Raw genomic sequence first — 16,292 nt, 5'->3', positions numbered from 1 at the left:
GTTGAAAAGCGACATTCCCGGTCGGTTTCTCGGAAAATAGGAGCGAATTTCGGGCAACTCAGCTCTCATCGGCCAACTCAGGCAATGATAACGCAAACGCGGCCAGAAGCGCGAAAATCCCTTGCGAATTCCGCGCCGCTGGCCTATGGCGCGTACATGACAGAGACATCCCACGACAGCCTTCTCATCATCGACTTTGGCAGCCAGGTGACGCAGCTGATCGCGCGCCGCCTTCGCGAGCTGAATGTCTATTGCGAAATTCACCCCTACCAGAATGTCACCATGGATTTTGTGCGCGATATGGCGCCCAAGGCGGTGATCTTCTCCGGGGGCCCGGACAGTGTAACCCGCGACGGATCGCCCCGTGCGCCTCAAGAGATCTTTGATCTTGGCGTCCCGATCTTGGGCATCTGCTATGGTCAACAGGTTATGATGCACCAGTTGGGTGGCAAAGTTCAGACCGGACACGGCACAGCCGAATTTGGTCGCGCCTATGTGACACCATCGGTGGCCTCCCTGCCCTTGCTCGACGGCTGGTTTACCGATGACAGCGATCGTGAACAGGTCTGGATGAGCCACGGCGATCATGTCAGCGAAATCGCCCCCGGGTTTGAAGTCTACGGCACATCGCCCAACGCGCCCTTTGCCATCACCGCCGATGTTTCGCGCAATTTCTACGCTGTGCAATTTCACCCGGAAGTCCACCACACGCCCAATGGTGCGAAACTCTATGAGAACTTTGTGCGTCTTGCCGGGTTCAGCGGTGACTGGACGATGGGCGCGTATCGTGAGCAGGCCGTACAGGCGATCCGCGATCAGGTCGGCGACAAGCAGGTGATCTGTGGATTGTCTGGTGGCGTGGATAGCTCGGTCGCGGCCATCCTGCTGCACGAGGCAATTGGCGACCAGCTGACCTGCGTGTTTGTTGACCATGGACTGTTACGTAAGAACGAGGCTGAAGAGGTCGTCACGATGTTCCGTGACAACTACAATATCCAGCTGATCCACGCTGATGAAAGCGATCTGTTCCTAGGCGAGCTGGAAGGCCAGTCCGACCCAGAAACCAAGCGCAAGATCATTGGCAAGCTGTTCATCGACGTGTTCCAGAAACATGCGGATACCATCGACGGTGCTGAGTTCCTGGCACAGGGTACTCTCTACCCTGATGTCATTGAATCTGTTAGCTTTTCCGGCGGCCCGTCGGTTACAATCAAGAGCCACCACAATGTCGGTGGCCTGCCCGAGAAGATGGGTCTTAAGCTGGTTGAACCGCTGCGCGAACTATTCAAGGATGAGGTCCGTGCATTGGGCCGAGAGCTAGGCCTGCCGCAAAGCTTTATCGGCCGTCATCCGTTCCCCGGGCCTGGTCTTGCGATCCGCTGCCCCGGCGAGATTACCCGCGAAAAGCTAGAGATCCTGCGTGAAGCCGATGCGATCTATATCGACCAGATCCGCAAGCATGGTCTGTATGACGAGATCTGGCAGGCTTTCGTGGCAATCCTCCCAGTCCGCACCGTTGGCGTAATGGGCGATGGGCGTACCTATGATTTTGCATGCGCCCTACGCGCGGTCACCTCGGTCGATGGTATGACTGCAGATTACTACCCGTTCACCCATGATTTCCTCGGTGAGACAGCAACCCGCATCATCAACGAGGTCAAGGGCATCAACCGCTGTACATACGACATCACGTCGAAGCCGCCCGGTACCATCGAGTGGGAGTAAGTAAGATACCAAACCCCGGCCTTCAGGTCGGGGTTTTTTAGTTACGGTAACATTCGAATTTTGTGACATTTCCATTCGAGATTTAACGAATTTAATAGCAGTTGCTGCAAAGGGCCCGGTAGGTAAAATACCGGAGCCAAATAATTGATAATCTGCCACCGGCTCAAACTGATCTTCATCAAGACAAAGAACGCAGACGGAACATCCTTCGAGATAGCATTGTCCAGCTTTTGCGATGACAATAGTGCAGCACCCCGATTACCCCAAATGACGAGCTAACGCGGCGCGATCTAGCCTATCGGGGCCCCCAAAACCACGATCACCAGAATTGGCCAGATGGATACACAAGCGATAGTCGGCTCTTCAACTCAACCACATGACCGCTGGTCGGATCCGCGCCGCCGTTCCTGTAGACACCAGGCAAAGCTATACCAAAGTTACTATATGGCGCGATCCTTATGACGCCATCATTTCTCGCTACTATTGGGAAAAGATAGATCAGCATAGCGTGCCCATTGACCAGTTTATCCAGCGATATCGCACTACAACAAGCGAAAACCGCCATATCGCACCGATGGACGGACCCAATGCTTCGAATGTATTTCTACGATATGAGCATCTGGTGGAGGAAGCAGAGCCTTTGGTATCGAAGACCTCTGGGCACGCTTCAGCAGCCTGAAAACCAAGAGCGGGATCCGCCCTCCAAACGCTACTGACCCAAAAACGATCTTCGCGAATTACCCGCACACTGTTGATATGGTCGTGAGAGAAGCCGCCGATGAAATTGCACGTTTCGGCTATCCCCGCCCCTGTCCAAAACCTGCCAATTCGGATCAAGCAATCTCCCTGGTTCGGGCGCATAGAGCTGTAAAAAATACAGCAATCCTTCGGCAAGCACGCGACCTGATTTCATCTTTACGCTCTCTGAGGGGCGAAACGGAACAGCTTGGCTTGCCCGGTTTCTTGGCGAAAACCTAAACATTCCTTCTGTTCACTGTTCACGAGCCATTGGGCGTTGATGACTATGGTACGCGCCTGCCGAGCATAGGCCACATGAGGTAGTTCAATACCTACGGCATGAATGGCTCTGTTTGTGCGTTCTGGGAAGGTAAATTGGGCGAAATGCCAGCACCTTACGCGAAAAGCAATCTACGTTAGGCAAATGCGATCTGATCGAAGCCGTGGTTGACCATGGCCTTGCACCAAGGACGTGCGTCATCGTCCTGCGGCGCAATCTCGCGAAGCAATGGTCAGCTATGTCAATCGCAATGATTTCTTTAACATAACAATTCCTTGGTAATGGTACCTGCATCAGAAGTACCCCTCGAAAATTGTCGACCCAACCCCGCAGATACCGCTGCGAGAGATCGGCATCGCCCTTTGGTATTCGTTGGAGATGGAGACAAGATACGGCTACTATAAACTCGGTTTCGGTGATCAAATTCGTTTTGTCGAAACCACACTATTAGAGGCATCTACACCCAAGAGTGGCGAAGCTCTGCTACAGGAGCTGAGACATTCAAGATCGGTCCAGCTACCTCCAAAAACAAACGCAAGCCCACAGAATGTAGCAACCGCAGATGCTCTCATCGGTGAAATAGAAACGTTGATCTCTCGGGTGAACTTTGATGAAGACCAAATCGCCAAAGATTTTCTGCGGCAGGGCAAACGTTTGGACCCCCCATCAATTCAGCTTGCTGTAGCCTCGCCGCGAACCCTCGCAGAAGTATAATTACAACGCCACGCTAGGTCCGGACCTCGAACGAAGAATGGCTCGCCATTCGGACCAACGTCTCGCGCATGCCCATCCCTTGACCTACTGCCAAAATTGCCCCCTTGTGCATCAAAGGATGGGATACGGCGACTATGACACAGGGCGAAACACAAATTGGGACTGCCGCTCTGTGGATGATCGGTGCAATTGTATCGTTTTCCTCGATGGCGATTGCCGGTCGAGAGGCAGGGACGACCCTCGATACTTTCGAGATCATGACCTATCGCAGTGCGGTCGGGCTGATCATAGTGAGTGCGGTTCTGACCGTCACTGGCAATTGGCGGCAAGTTCGGCGTGACCGATTGGGCTTGCACCTAGTCCGCAATGCCGCCCATTTCACTGGACAGAACCTCTGGTTCTTTGCCGTAACAATGGTTCCGTTGGCACAGGTTTTTGCGCTGGAATTCACCTCGCCACTCTGGGTGCTGATGCTCTCGCCTCTTTTGCTGGGGGAGCGTCTGACAAAACCGCGGACCCTAGCTGCGGTGCTGGGTTTCATCGGGATCCTGATTGTCGCGCGCCCGAGCCCCGAGACATTAAACGCCGGCGTGCTCGCGGCGGCGGCTTCGGCGATCTTCTTTGCGCTGACCATCATGTTCACAAAACGGCTGACGCGCCACGAGCCTATTGCCTCCATCCTGCTGTGGCTCACATTGCTACAACTGGGGATGGGGCTCGCTATATCTGGATGGGATGGGGCCGTTGCAATACCAAGTGCCGCAACGACACTTTGGCTGCTGATCATCGGATGTGCAGGGTTGGCTGCGCATTTTTGCATGACCAAAGCGCTATCGATTGCTCCTGCAACGGTAGTAGTGCCCATCGATTTTGCGAGGCTCCCCGCCATTGCCGTAGCCGGAATGTTGATTTATGGTGAGTTGCTTAACGTATGGATCTTGCTTGGCGCAGTGGTGATATTCTGCGCGAACTACATCAATATCCTTGATGCTGCGGGACGCCTGCGTGCACATTGAGAACACAGCAAATCTGCATAGTCTTCTTGCCCTTACTTGCCTTTGCGTCAACGTTGACCGAAAAATACCGCCTTGCTAGCGTTTCTCAATGTTTAAAACCAGGCGCTAAGCACCTGGACAGGGAGGAACAATGAAACGCTATCTTGCAACGTCAGCGGTCTTGGCGCTGGCTTCCGGCTCGGCAATGGCCAGCGGTCTTGACCGCACAGGCCAGCCTATCGGCATTATCTTTGAAGAAGGCACCTATGCCGAGTTTTCAATCGCAACAACCTCGGCTGACGTGTCTGGCAATGATCGAACGGCTCTGAATCCGTTTGGCTCTGCAACCGGTGACGTCGGTGACCGGTTCAATATGTTTAGCGCAGGCTACAAGCGCGATATCAACGATCAGCTGTCTTTTGCCGTGATTTTTGATCAGCCATGGGGCGTAGATATTGCTTACCCCGTCGGCAATTCGCTTCTGCTAGGTGGAACGACCGCCGAGGCAAACTCCAACGCGATTACAGCGTTGCTGCGCTATAAGTTCAATGATCGCTTTAGCATTCACGGCGGCTTGCGCTATCAGGAAATCGACGGCGAAATCAATCTAGCCGGCGGGGCCTACGCCGCCATTCCCGGCGGCACCTACAATGTGCGTGTAAACAAAGACGGCGCATTTGGTTGGGTTGCTGGTATTGCTTATGAGATCCCCGACATCGCTCTGCGTGCCGCACTGACATACAGCTCAGAGATCACCCATAACTTCGATACCAATGAAAACCTCAGCCCCGGTGTTACCACCTCCGCTGAGACAAAGACCCCTCAGTCGGTGAACTTTGACTTCCAGACCGGTATCGCGACCGACACTCTGCTGTTTGCCAATGTCCGCTGGGCAGAGCACAGTGTGACTGATCTCATCCCGACGACCTTAGGTCGTGACCTGATTGATCTGGATGATTCCGTCACCTACACCATTGGTGTTGGCCGTAAGTTCAATGAGAACTGGTCTGGCTCTCTTGCATTCATCTACGAAGACGTCGACGGCGACGATCGCGTTTCCCCTCTTGCACCGACGCAAGGCATGGAAGCAATCCGCCTTGGTGTCCAGTATCAGCAAGACAAGATGAAGATTTCTGCCGGCATCCGTTACACAAAACTGGGTGACGCAGTGGCCTCCCCCGGCGGTGTCCCGGTTGCAAACTTCCGGGACAACGACGCCGTCAGCTTTGGCCTGAAAGTCGGCTACAGCTTCTGATCCTGATACTTAGCCTGCGTGCGCCCACAGGCGGTGCTGACACACAGACAGGCATCGGACCAGTTACCCCCCGCATCTACGGTGCGGGGGGTTCCTTATTTGGCCACACAGGTGCTGCCGATTGACCCGCAGGCTCCAGACGATTAGCAAGGCAGAGAACCAACAGGGACCGGATTTCACATGCTTTATTCGTCTGCCGATGAGTGGCGCAATACTGCGCACAAGCGGGTTTTGTTCTTTGGCATGTCAGGTCTGGGCAAGACCTATATCAGCAATATTCTGCGCGGCGCAGGCAGCTGGTTCCACTACTCAATCGACTACCGCATCGGCACCCGCTATATGGGTGAATACATCACCGACAATGCCAAGGCAGAGGCGATGAAGGTTCCGTTTCTACGCGATCTGTTGTTGTCGGATTCAATCTATATTGGCTCAAACATCAGCTTTGAGAACCTCACCCCTGTAGCCTCCTATTTGGGTAAACCTGGTGCTCCGTCCAAGAGTGGGCTGGAAATGGCTGAATACACCCGCCGTCAGGACCAATTCCGAACCGCCGAATTGAACGCGCTGCGCGATACCAATTATTTTATTGATCGCGCTCAACGGCTTTATGACTATCCAAATTTCATCTGTGACACTGGCGGCAGCATTTGCGAATGGGTTGATGCCAATGACCCGAATGACCCGCTGCTAAAGCAATTGTCTGACGAGACACTGATGGTCTGGATAAAGGGTGACGAGGCCCACACACAGGAGCTGATCCGCCGTTTTGACCGCGCCCCGAAGCCAATGGCCTATGAACCCGCGTTTCTGGCCCGTGTCTGGCAAGAGTATCTAAAGGAAAACAATCTATCAGAGACGGATGTGGATCCCGACAGTTTCATCCGCTGGACCTACGCCGAAGCACTGGCCCATCGCCAGCCGCGCTATGCAGCCATGGCGGAGCACTGGGGGGTTACAGTGACGGCGGATCAGATTTCAGGCATCCGCAGCGAGGCTGATTTCACAGACGTGATTGCCGATGCCCTTGAGGCCCGCGGCTAGGGCTTCTACATCACAAGGCCAAGACCCCGATCAAACAGGCCGGGGCGCAAAACATCAAAGGACAAGACATGCCGATCAAGATCCCTTCTGACCTGCCCGCCTACGACGTTCTTACGAACGAAGGCGTGATGGTCATGTCGCCGGATCAGGCGGCCCGTCAAGATATCCGGCCGCTGCGCATCGGCTTGTTGAATCTGATGCCCAAGAAGATCCAGACCGAGAACCAGTTTGCCCGCCTGATCGGCGCAACCCCTCTGCAGATTGATCTGTCGCTGCTCCGTATGACGGAACACCAGACCCGCAATACGGCCGCCGAACATATGGCCGAATTTTATCGCCCGTTCCAAGAGATCAAGGACCAGTACTTTGACGGGCTGATCATCACCGGCGCGCCAATTGAACATCTTGAGTTCGAGGACGTCACCTATTGGGATGAACTGTGCGAAGTTTTTGACTGGACCCAGACCAACGTTCACTCCACCTTCGGTGTCTGCTGGGGTGGCATGGCGATGATCAACTACTTCCATGGGGTGAAAAAGCACCTGTTGGATCAGAAGATCTTTGGCTGCTACCGGCATCAGAATCTTGATGAGGCCTCGCGGTACCTGCGTGGATTTTCAGACGATTGCATCATCCCGGTGTCGCGCTGGACGGAAATTCGCCAATCCGAAGTCGATGCCCGTCCCGGCCTGCGCAGCCTGCTTGGCAGCCAAGACGCCGGCCCCTGCCTGATTGAAGATCCCGGCCACCGCGCGCTCTATATCTTCAATCATTTTGAGTATGACAGCGACACGCTGAAACAGGAATATGATCGTGACGTGGCTAGCGGGACCGAAATCAACGTGCCAATGAATTACTACCCGGATGATGATCCCAGCCGCAAGCCACAGAACAGATGGCGCAGCCATGCGCATCTTCTTTATGGAAATTGGATCAATGACATCTATCAATCCACGCCTTTTGATATGACAGAGATTGGTCGCTAAGACTGTGATAGGTGCCGGACTTGTTCTAGCACTTTGGGCCGGGCTGACATTGTGGCGCGCACATGCCCGCGAAACGGCAGCCATGCAGGCCTATCCGCCGCTTGGTCAGTTTCTCAGTGTTGATGGGCGGCAGATTCATATTCTGGACTTGGGGCAACCTACATCTCTGCCGCCGGGCGAACCGGCGCCGGATCTGGTGCTGATCCACGGTGCCAGTGGTCACATCCGTGACATGACGTTCCGGCTCGCCCCTGCGCTGAGAGATCACTATCGGGTGATCATCGTAGACCGCCCCGGGCTTGGCTACAGTGAGAGTATCCCCCATGCAGAGTCTTTGCTCAGCCAGCAGGCCGCGTTGATCCGGGGCGCGGTAGCGCAGCTGGGTGCCGCACGGCCGATCGTTCTGGGCCAAAGCTACGGTGGTGGTGTCGCTCTCGCCTGGGCACTCGATGCACCAGACAGCCTGTCTGCTTTGGTCCTGGTTGGTGCTGTTTCACATCCCTGGCCGACACCGCTCAGTACGTTCTACAAGGTCACATCCTCGCCACTTGGATGGCATCTGGTGATACCTCTGATAACTGCATATGTTCCGGAACTCACAATTCGCGGCGCGCTGACAGAGGTTTTTGCCCCGCAGGATGTTCCAGATGGCTATTTCGAACATTTCGGCCCTGGACTGACCCTGCGCCGCGCCGCATTGCGTGCCAATGCGCGCCAGCGCGCGGATCTGCTGACCGAAATCAAATCCATGGCACCCTGCTATGCTGCAATCACTCTGCCAATTGAGGCTGTGCACGGTAGCGCTGACACCACTGTCGGGCTGGATCTGCACGCGCGCCAACTCGCCCGTGATGTGCCATCAGTGAACTTAACTGTCTTAGACGGTATCGGCCACATGCCACATCAAGTTGCCACAGATGCGGTTGTCGCAGCCGTGGATCGCGCTGCCACGCGGGCTACAACGCCCATCAATTTGCGTTAAAACGATTCACATTTCGCCACGAAGCCCCATATAAGGGACAGAAGACAGAAGGAATTTTCTTATGCCCCTGCCCTTTGACGGCGCGATCAGCGCGTTTTACGAAACCGAAGCCCCAGATGGAATCCGTACCGCGATTAAGGGCTCGGACAAGGATGACGTGCTGGATCCGGGCTTCCCATACAAAACGAGGATGAGCCGCAAGCAGTATGAAAAAGATATGGCACGGCTGCAAATTGAGCTTGTCAAGATGCAATCATGGGCCCGCGAAAACGGGGCACGGATTGCCATCCTGTTTGAGGGGCGTGATGCCGCGGGCAAAGGCGGCACGATCAAGCGGTTTCGCGAGAACCTAAACCCCCGCGCCGCGCGGATTGTTGCGTTGTCCAAACCAAGCGAACGGGAGCAGACCCAGTGGTATTTCCAACGCTATATCAATCATCTGCCTGCAGCCGGCGAAATCGTCTTCTTTGATCGCAGCTGGTACAATCGTGGCGTGGTGGAGCCCGTCTTTGGCTTTTGCACCGACACGCAACGCGAACGGTTCTTTGATCAGGTCAATAGTTTTGAGGAAGCGCTGGTCGAGGACGGCATCCAGCTGTTCAAAATCTGGCTCAATGTCGGGCGCGCAGAACAGCTGCGCCGGTTTCTATCCCGTGAGACAGATCCTCTCAAGCACTGGAAGCTTAGCCCGATCGACGTAAAAGGGCTGAGCCTCTGGCAGGAATACTCCACCGCAATTGCAGATACGTTCAAACGCAGCAATTCGGATCACGCCCCTTGGAGCATCGTCCGCTCGGACGATAAGCGACGGGCCCGGTTGGCGGCTATCCGGCGGGTTCTGCACGCCGTGGATTACTCCAACAAGGACACCAAAGCGCTCGGTGATCTTGATCATAGTATTTGTGGTGGACCGGATATCTGGGATGCCTAAACGCGGATATCACCACGGCAACCTGCGGCAAGCGCTGGTTGAGGCCGCATTGCACCTGATCGAGGCAAAAGGCCCAACCGGATTTACCTTGTCGGAAGCGGCCAAACAGGCGGGCGTAACCCCTGCAGCTGTCTACCGCCACTTCAACGGTCGTGAAGATCTGATCGCTGAGGCAGGCAGGCAGGGCTATGTCATGTTCGCCGACCTGATGCAGCATGCCTATGACAAATATCAACCCTCTGCGCTAGCGGCGTTCGAGGCAACAGGGCGGGCCTATCTGGCCTTTGCGCGCAAACATCCCGGCCACTACATCGCCATGTTTGAAAGCGGTATTTCCGTGAACCGCACACCGGAGCTGGCAGACGCTGCCAACCGCGCCCGCGCCATCCTTGAACGCGCTGCCGCAGATCTGAGCCAGCACATCCCGGTTGAAAAACGCCCGCCTGCGTCAATGTTCTCGGCCCATATTTTGGCCATGAGCCACGGCGTCGTAGAGCTATATGCCCGGAACTCCCCCGGCGCAGTCTCACCCTTTCCGCCTGAGGATCTGTTGGAAAGTGGCATTGGTATCTATCTGCGCGGGCTTGGTCTGATCGAACCCGATAGCTAGGCCTGCTATGCATTTTGCAGTGGTCTGGTCACTAACCTGATCAGCGGTTTGGGCCGCGAGTCAGAAACGGATCCATCGCAGGGCAAAATCGCAAAAAGTCGCAGATTTCCCTACGGCCTTTTCCAACCCATGTGATCCAGTGATCAACGATTAGCTACTCGACATCTTAATTTATTTGTTGATATCTGGATACTGAATGCAGAATGGCATGCCTGCTAGCATTCTGTTCATATCTTACACTCTGCACTACCGTACTTTTGGTAGCACTTTTGTTGTGTATAGGCTGATATTTGACTATCACGCCTGCTTTCGTTCCGATCTACAGTACGAACTGCTGGTGTTGTATCGTGCGCAGTTCTCATAATTTGAGTACAGTTAGTAATTCCTGAGAACCCATCATCCATCGTAGTACAATTTGTATGCCCTGTTGGAACCTGGCGCATATGACTTTGATTGTACAATTCCTGCTCAAAGCGCGGCGGGATTTTGTTCATCCAAGTAGCGTACAAATGCCTTCCTCTTCAATAAACTCAGTCGTAGCACAACTTACTAAAAGCAAGCCTGCCCCCCATCAACGCAGCCTTTCTCAGCATTTACTTGCACTCCTTGTTACCCAAGCCAATCGATGCCACTCACCCAAAGCAGCACTTAACCTAGCCCAACACTTAATACCTGCTGTTTTTCAGAAAAACGTACACACAGCGCTCTCACAACGTTTTCCGGTGTAAGCTGCTACTTGGGCGCTATGGGTGCTTGCAACTGTTTGGGTTGCAGGTCTTGCTGTGACGCTTGTTGTGTTGGCGGATTTGGAATAGGCATGTTGGCCACATTGCGCCGTTTTGGTCCTCACGCGCTCAATGTCACGCGCTTCATAGGCAATCCTGTTCGCCAATAGCCGCGCATCTCTATACGCATAGCTGCTTGTTCTTTGTTCGTTATGTCTCGTATCGTATCCAACGCATGTTGCAGATCAGCCAAAGCACTCACTGCACCACCCACATAAGTGCAAAATCGCCTAACCATAGCATCGACACACACTGCATCTGCTGCAATTCTACTGCGCATAAAAAAGGGCTGCGAAATACGCAGCCCTTTTACAATATGATAGATTATGGTGTTCGCTGTTAACGCTTGGAGAACTGGAACGAACGACGCGCTTTGCGGCGACCGAATTTCTTACGTTCAACAACACGGCTATCACGTGTAAGGAAGCCAGCAGCTTTCAACGCGCCACGCAGGGACGGGTTGTATAGCTGAAGTGCCTTAGAGATACCGTGCTTTACCGCACCGGCCTGACCCGAGAGGCCACCGCCCTTGACGGTTGCGTAGACGTCAAATTCGCCTTCGACACCGGCAACCTGGAACGGCTGGCGCAGGATCATCTGCAGCACGGGGCGTGCAAAATATGTGTTCAGCTCTTTACCGTTTACGGAGACCTTGCCGGAACCCGGCTTGATCCAAACGCGGGCAACCGCGTCTTTCCGTTTGCCGGTTGCATAGGCACGACCCAGTTCGTCACGAACGGGTTCGCGCGAAATGGTTTCTTCGGCTACGGTTTCTACGCCTGCAACGGCGCCGAGCTCTTCGAGAGTGTTGATCTGATCAGCCATCGGTCTCAGCTCCGCGTGTTTTTCTTGTTCATGGATTTAACATCCAGAACCTCGGGTGACTGGGCTTCATGCGGGTGCTCGGCACTTGCATAGATGCGCAGGTTGGTCATCTGCTGACGCGACAGACGGTTGCCGGGAAGCATCCGCTTGACGGCCTGGAAGACAACGCGCTCGGGGTGGGCACCATCCAGGATTTCCTGTTTGGTCCGCGATTTGATGCCACCGGGGTGACCGGTGTGCCAGTAGAAGTGCTCTTCGCGCTTCTTACCGGTCATTTGGATCTTGTCAGCGTTGATCACGATGACATTGTCGCCCATATCCATATGAGGCGTGAACGACGCTTTGTGCTTACCACGCAGGCGCATGGCAATGATCGAGGCAAGACGGCCCAGAACAACGCCCTCGGCGTCGATCAGGATCCACTTCTTCTCGATGTCTGCCGGTGTAGCAGAAAAGGTTTTCATGGCAGGTCAATCCTGTTTGACGTGAAGGACACACCCAGAACGGTGCGCCCGAATTCGATGGACGGGGTTTACGGCAGCTAATTGCGCAGGTCAACACCCGGAAATCAGATTAAATGCTGCAATTTCATACACTTAAAAAATAGGTATTATAATACCCCAAAAATCCACACTCAGAGATGGTGCATGCCGCCATGGAAACACATCCCAGCCAGAGATCCGCAACCACACACATTACTTCAGCAGTGTAGTTCAACCTACGGACACTAGAGCCACGTCATAGTAAAACAGATAGATACGCAGGACTACAACGCCGCGCATTCTGGGCTTCAAGGAATTGCCGTTCTGTAGCCACGCCATCCTGGACAAAGAGAAAGTGAAAAAAACGGGATGGCAGACCGGCACCAACAACATGCGTGAAGCCGTTGGTGCCAAATGCACGATTGAGAGCGCTGAATTCAAAGCAAAATTCATCACACCTGCAAAAGTCAGTGTTCCAGTACTGAAGCCAACGCTTATGTAACGTGAAAGACAGGAGAGTTGAACGTCAGCGCAATCTTGGTCCCGGAGATAGACGGAACAGTTACCAGTGGCGCGTTATCTGCAGGCCTCCTTGCCGCCGCAGTCACCGTCGGCATCGCCGCGGGTTGCGATACATGGTCATTCGGCCCCAATCATGTCTCATGCGTTTCGACCCAGTTCGACTAACGCCGAAACTGAGAGTGGTGCATGCGATGCGCCACTCTCTCATCCTAAATTGCGGCCCGCAGTCAGACGCTGATTTGTTCTGGTGGGTTGTCCAACAGGGCACGCAAACGCAGCATTGCCTCCTCAAAACGCTTAGGCGAGACATGTCCATTCACAGCGATGCGTACGGCATTAGGCGCGCGGCCATCGCGCAAGGCGAATTCATCAGCCGAGCGGATCTGGACACCATGCGCCTCTGCAGCGCGGGTAAAGGCAGCCGCCCGCCAGCCCGATGGCATTTTCAGCCACAGGAACGGCACGCTGCTGGACCAGACCAGCTCAAAACCGCCCAGAGTATTGACCGCGATGCGCACATAGTTATCCATTTCACGGCGCACATTGGCGACCAAAGTTTTGGTGCGCGGATCAGTCAGCAAAATATGCGTCAGTTCCGCCAAGGGCTGCGAAAGACCAAAATAGCTGTATTCCGCAATCCGGCGCAAATCAGGGCCACGACCCTTGGGTGCGAGTGCAAAACCAACCCGCAATGCTGGTGTCAGCGTCTTGGAAATGGACGAGACATGCCAGGATAGATCCGGCGCCAGGGCACGATAGCTAGGCGCACGCGCTTCCCCCATTCGATAACAGTCATCCTCGATAATCTGCACGTCGTGTCGGCGCAGGATCTCCAGGTTCTGTTTGCGCCGTTCCAAAGGTGTGTAGAGCCCAGTGGGGTTATGCACCTCCGGGCTGGTGCATAATACCGTTGCCCCGGTTTTGCGGATCGCTAGCTCCAGCGAGTCTGGCAGGATGCCATGTTCATCCATGGCCACGCCGACGACCCGCGCCCGTACCAACTCCGCTGCCCGGCGAAACCCGGCATAGGACAGATCCTCGACCAATACGGTAGGCTGCGCGCCAGCTAGAATTGCCTGCATCACCGTTAAGATGCCATTTTGCCCGCCATGAGTCAGTACGAGATCACTTTCGTGCACAGGCCCAAGCGGATCCTGCGAAAGCCAGCTCACAACCGCTTCACGCAGGGGCCGATAGGCATCACGGGTTGGGTAGTTCAGAAACTGTAGTGGATCCCCCTGCGAGACTTTAACCAATGCCTCGCGGATGGCAGCCACCTGCCCGACGTCAACCAGACGCGGACTAAATAAGCTGACATGGCCGGGGTCCTCTGCCTCTTGCAAATGCAACTGACGTGCCCAAACGTCATCTGGCACAACCGTCTGGCGCTCGGCAACAAACGTTCCGCGTCCCACCTCGGCCTGTAGCAGGCCATCATCGGTCAGCAAAGAATAGGCCCGCGCGACCGTGCCCGGAGTGATTTTCAGCTGATATGCCAGCTCACGCACAGGCGGCAGCTTTGTACCAATACAAAGTGTGCCATTTTCCACCGCGCTCCGGATTGTGTCAGCAACGCGCTGATACTTTGGGCCAGAACGACCAGAAAGATCTGTTGGCAGCTCTTCTGACCAAATTGTACCCATTACAATCCTTTCTTAGACATAGTGACGTACTAATTGTACCCATTGATTGTGATATTAACACAGGATTGTATCAATACAATAGGAAAATGCCATGACACAGAACGCGACAACACCATCTCCGAGCATGCTCTATCTCTCCAGCCGCCCCGCTCTGCCGGTGCTGGCGGAGGTCGCAGTCTCCTTTGCGGTTCTGGTCACGAAATGGACAGTGCGCCAACGCACGCGACAAGCACTGCGCCAGCTGCCGCCTGATCTGCTCAAGGACGTTGGGCTGACCCCAGACGAAGCACAGCATCAAGGGACTCTTCCGTTCTGGCGCCCATGATCCCCGGGTACCAGAACCACCTTGTGGCCGGGGCATGCCCCGGCCTTTTTTAAATCGCAACACCGCTATTTCAAATTCAACCTCATGATCGCCACGGCACGCACAATAGCTGGCGCATCGGCGGCGCTTGTGATCCCAATTCAAGGGGTCATATCTGGGGCGATATGGTACGTGATTTGGCAGACCCCGGACGAACAAAGCAACGGAGCACAGCATGGCGCATATCAACACCGTCATCCGGTCGATCAATCTTGACGGTGTGTTGATATTTTCAAGCGACCTGATGGTACGTTTGGTTTTGATGAATTTCGTCGCGACCCAGAAGATGGACGCGGCTGGTATAGTATCGGCCACTATGGCGGCCAGGTGTTCCCCATCGAAGACGCTGCGGTGGAACAGGCCAAAGAACATATTCACTGGCTTCGGGACAAGCTGAGCTGAAATCTCAGACCCCCTCCTTGATGCATGCGCCGTGAGGCACGCCCAAATTCCCTCTTGGCCAGACGCCTATGCTTTGCTACCCGCTACGGATCAAATCCAAAGGCGGCTCTTTCATGCAGCACAACCCCATCATTGTTGTTGATCGCGCCTCCGGCGAAACCTTTGAAGAGGCGATCTTAGGCGAGGCCTGGATCCGCTGGGCCTATCAGAATACAAGTGCAAAGCCGGTGGAAAAATTCCTGTTCCGATCAAACCTGATCAGCCGCGTCATGGGTGCTTGGTTCGATTCGCGGTTTTCCAAAGGCAAGATCAAAGACGTGATCAACGAACTGGCAATCGATATGAGCGAAGCTGTCGCAAGCACCGATAGCTTTACCTGCTTCAACGATTTCTTCGTGCGTCATTTGCGGCCCGAGGCACGGCCATTCAGCAACGATCCTCGCGAGATCGTCAGCCCCGCTGATGGCCGGGTTTTGGTTTTTCCAGAACTGGCCGAGGATGTGTTTGTGCCTGTGAAAGGCCACCCGATGTCTATTCGCACCATGCTACCCGGGATTGCAGACCGGTTCATCGGTGGCGCTTTGGCGATCGTGCGGCTCTGTCCCGCCGATTATCACAGGTATCATTTCCCCGCGGGCGGTCGTATCGCGGGCGCGCAGGACCTTGCGGGCGCGCTGCATTCGGTAAACCCCATCGCGCTCGGGGCTGGACCAGATGTATTCGGTGAGAACAAACGCAGCTGGACCCTGATTGAGACCGACACCATCGGCAGCTACTGCTTTGTCGAAGTTGGCGCATTTGGGGTCGGCAGCATCGTGAACACACACACGACAGGTGCAGTTCAAAAGATGGATGAAAAGGGCTATTTCAAATTCGGCGGGTCGACGGTGGTGGTTGTGTTCGAACCAGGGCGCGTGGATTTCAGCGAGGATCTGGTCGCCAACAGTGCCGCTGGGCGCGAAACACTGGTCAAGGTTGGCCAGCCGCTCGCCACTGCAGTCTGAGCTAG

The 16,292-nt window shown here is 54.8% G+C and carries 14 protein-coding genes; 11 read left to right on the top strand and 3 right to left on the bottom strand.

Annotated elements, in window-relative coordinates; all coding sequences use genetic code 11:
* Nucleotides 1–156 precede the first annotated feature (156 nt).
* From guaA to ACEWZM_RS18165, 8 genes are all read left to right on the top strand, one after another.
* Entirely contained in the window at nucleotides 157–1,725 is a 1,569-nt protein-coding gene (guaA, locus tag ACEWZM_RS18200) for a glutamine-hydrolyzing GMP synthase (protein WP_414007791.1), read from the top strand.
* Nucleotides 1,726–3,591: 1,866 nt separating this feature from the next.
* Nucleotides 3,592–4,473 carry a DMT family transporter gene (locus ACEWZM_RS18195; RefSeq protein WP_414007790.1) on the top strand — a complete coding sequence of 294 codons (882 nt, stop codon included), beginning with the start codon at nucleotides 3,592–3,594 and terminating at the stop codon, nucleotides 4,471–4,473.
* A 130-nt stretch (nucleotides 4,474–4,603) separates the two neighbouring features.
* Complete coding sequence (locus ACEWZM_RS18190; protein ID WP_414007789.1) at nucleotides 4,604–5,707, top strand: OmpP1/FadL family transporter; 1,104 nt, start codon at nucleotides 4,604–4,606, stop codon at nucleotides 5,705–5,707.
* A gap of 180 nt (nucleotides 5,708–5,887) precedes the next feature.
* Complete coding sequence (locus ACEWZM_RS18185) at nucleotides 5,888–6,751, top strand: ATPase (RefSeq protein ID WP_414007788.1); 864 nt, start codon at nucleotides 5,888–5,890, stop codon at nucleotides 6,749–6,751.
* A 68-nt stretch (nucleotides 6,752–6,819) separates the two neighbouring features.
* A complete protein-coding gene (metA, locus tag ACEWZM_RS18180; protein WP_414007787.1) occupies nucleotides 6,820–7,737 on the top strand; it encodes a homoserine O-acetyltransferase MetA in 918 nt (305 codons plus the stop codon).
* Entirely contained in the window at nucleotides 7,727–8,719 is a 993-nt protein-coding gene (locus tag ACEWZM_RS18175) for an alpha/beta fold hydrolase (protein WP_414007786.1), read from the top strand. The genes metA and ACEWZM_RS18175 overlap by 11 nt, the downstream gene beginning before the upstream one ends.
* A 61-nt stretch (nucleotides 8,720–8,780) precedes the next feature.
* Complete coding sequence (ppk2, locus tag ACEWZM_RS18170) at nucleotides 8,781–9,650, top strand: polyphosphate kinase 2 (RefSeq protein ID WP_414007785.1); 870 nt, start codon at nucleotides 8,781–8,783, stop codon at nucleotides 9,648–9,650.
* Complete coding sequence (locus ACEWZM_RS18165) at nucleotides 9,643–10,260, top strand: TetR/AcrR family transcriptional regulator (RefSeq protein WP_414007784.1); 618 nt, start codon at nucleotides 9,643–9,645, stop codon at nucleotides 10,258–10,260. Before ppk2 ends, ACEWZM_RS18165 begins: the two co-directional genes overlap by 8 nt.
* A gap of 1,124 nt (nucleotides 10,261–11,384) precedes the next feature.
* On the opposite strand, the gene rpsI is transcribed toward ACEWZM_RS18165, so the two are convergent.
* Nucleotides 11,385–11,870, bottom strand: coding sequence for a 30S ribosomal protein S9 (gene rpsI / locus ACEWZM_RS18160; RefSeq protein ID WP_014874570.1), 486 nt, complete (start codon nucleotides 11,868–11,870; stop codon nucleotides 11,385–11,387).
* Between the two features lie 5 nt (nucleotides 11,871–11,875).
* On the bottom strand, nucleotides 11,876–12,334 hold the full coding sequence (gene rplM / locus ACEWZM_RS18155) for a 50S ribosomal protein L13 (RefSeq protein WP_414007783.1): 459 nt from the start codon (nucleotides 12,332–12,334) through the stop codon (nucleotides 11,876–11,878).
* A 373-nt stretch (nucleotides 12,335–12,707) separates the two neighbouring features.
* On the opposite strand from rplM, the gene ACEWZM_RS18150 reads away from it, so the two are divergent.
* Nucleotides 12,708–12,854, top strand: a complete 147-nt coding sequence (locus ACEWZM_RS18150; protein WP_414007782.1) for a hypothetical protein — start codon at nucleotides 12,708–12,710, stop codon at nucleotides 12,852–12,854.
* A 247-nt stretch (nucleotides 12,855–13,101) separates the two neighbouring features.
* On the opposite strand, the gene ACEWZM_RS18145 is transcribed toward ACEWZM_RS18150, so the two are convergent.
* Nucleotides 13,102–14,517 carry an aminotransferase-like domain-containing protein gene (locus ACEWZM_RS18145; RefSeq protein WP_414007781.1) on the bottom strand — a complete coding sequence of 472 codons (1,416 nt, stop codon included), beginning with the start codon at nucleotides 14,515–14,517 and terminating at the stop codon, nucleotides 13,102–13,104.
* Between the two features lie 91 nt (nucleotides 14,518–14,608).
* Here ACEWZM_RS18145 and ACEWZM_RS18140 point away from each other — a divergent pair, with 91 nt between their 5' ends.
* Nucleotides 14,609–14,842: a DUF1127 domain-containing protein gene (locus tag ACEWZM_RS18140; RefSeq protein ID WP_414007780.1), complete on the top strand. Its 234-nt coding sequence runs from the start codon at nucleotides 14,609–14,611 to the stop codon at nucleotides 14,840–14,842.
* A gap of 554 nt (nucleotides 14,843–15,396) precedes the next feature.
* Nucleotides 15,397–16,287: an archaetidylserine decarboxylase gene (gene asd, locus ACEWZM_RS18135; RefSeq protein ID WP_414007779.1), complete on the top strand. Its 891-nt coding sequence runs from the start codon at nucleotides 15,397–15,399 to the stop codon at nucleotides 16,285–16,287.
* The last annotated feature ends 5 nt before the right edge of the window (nucleotides 16,288–16,292 follow it).

The sequence above is a fragment of the Phaeobacter cretensis genome, from assembly GCF_047372505.1.
GTDB classification, from domain to species: domain Bacteria; phylum Pseudomonadota; class Alphaproteobacteria; order Rhodobacterales; family Rhodobacteraceae; genus Phaeobacter; species Phaeobacter cretensis.
This window is presented reverse-complemented; position numbering and strand designations above follow the sequence as displayed.

Excerpts from the sequence above, each read along its gene's own strand:
- rpsI (WP_014874570.1), bottom strand. The coding sequence starts at position 11,870 with ATGGCTGATCAGATCAACACTCTCGAAGAGCTCGGCGCCGTTGCAGGC.
- ACEWZM_RS18145 (WP_414007781.1), bottom strand. The coding sequence starts at position 14,517 with ATGGGTACAATTTGGTCAGAAGAGCTGCCAACAGATCTTTCTGGTCGT.
- ACEWZM_RS18195 (WP_414007790.1), top strand. The coding sequence starts at position 3,592 with ATGACACAGGGCGAAACACAAATTGGGACTGCCGCTCTGTGGATGATC.
- ppk2 (WP_414007785.1), top strand. The coding sequence starts at position 8,781 with ATGCCCCTGCCCTTTGACGGCGCGATCAGCGCGTTTTACGAAACCGAA.
- ACEWZM_RS18140 (WP_414007780.1), top strand. The coding sequence starts at position 14,609 with ATGACACAGAACGCGACAACACCATCTCCGAGCATGCTCTATCTCTCC.
- ACEWZM_RS18185 (WP_414007788.1), top strand. The coding sequence starts at position 5,888 with ATGCTTTATTCGTCTGCCGATGAGTGGCGCAATACTGCGCACAAGCGG.
- guaA (WP_414007791.1), top strand. The coding sequence starts at position 157 with ATGACAGAGACATCCCACGACAGCCTTCTCATCATCGACTTTGGCAGC.
- asd (WP_414007779.1), top strand. The coding sequence starts at position 15,397 with ATGCAGCACAACCCCATCATTGTTGTTGATCGCGCCTCCGGCGAAACC.
- rplM (WP_414007783.1), bottom strand. The coding sequence starts at position 12,334 with ATGAAAACCTTTTCTGCTACACCGGCAGACATCGAGAAGAAGTGGATC.
- ACEWZM_RS18165 (WP_414007784.1), top strand. The coding sequence starts at position 9,643 with ATGCCTAAACGCGGATATCACCACGGCAACCTGCGGCAAGCGCTGGTT.
- ACEWZM_RS18190 (WP_414007789.1), top strand. The coding sequence starts at position 4,604 with ATGAAACGCTATCTTGCAACGTCAGCGGTCTTGGCGCTGGCTTCCGGC.
- metA (WP_414007787.1), top strand. The coding sequence starts at position 6,820 with ATGCCGATCAAGATCCCTTCTGACCTGCCCGCCTACGACGTTCTTACG.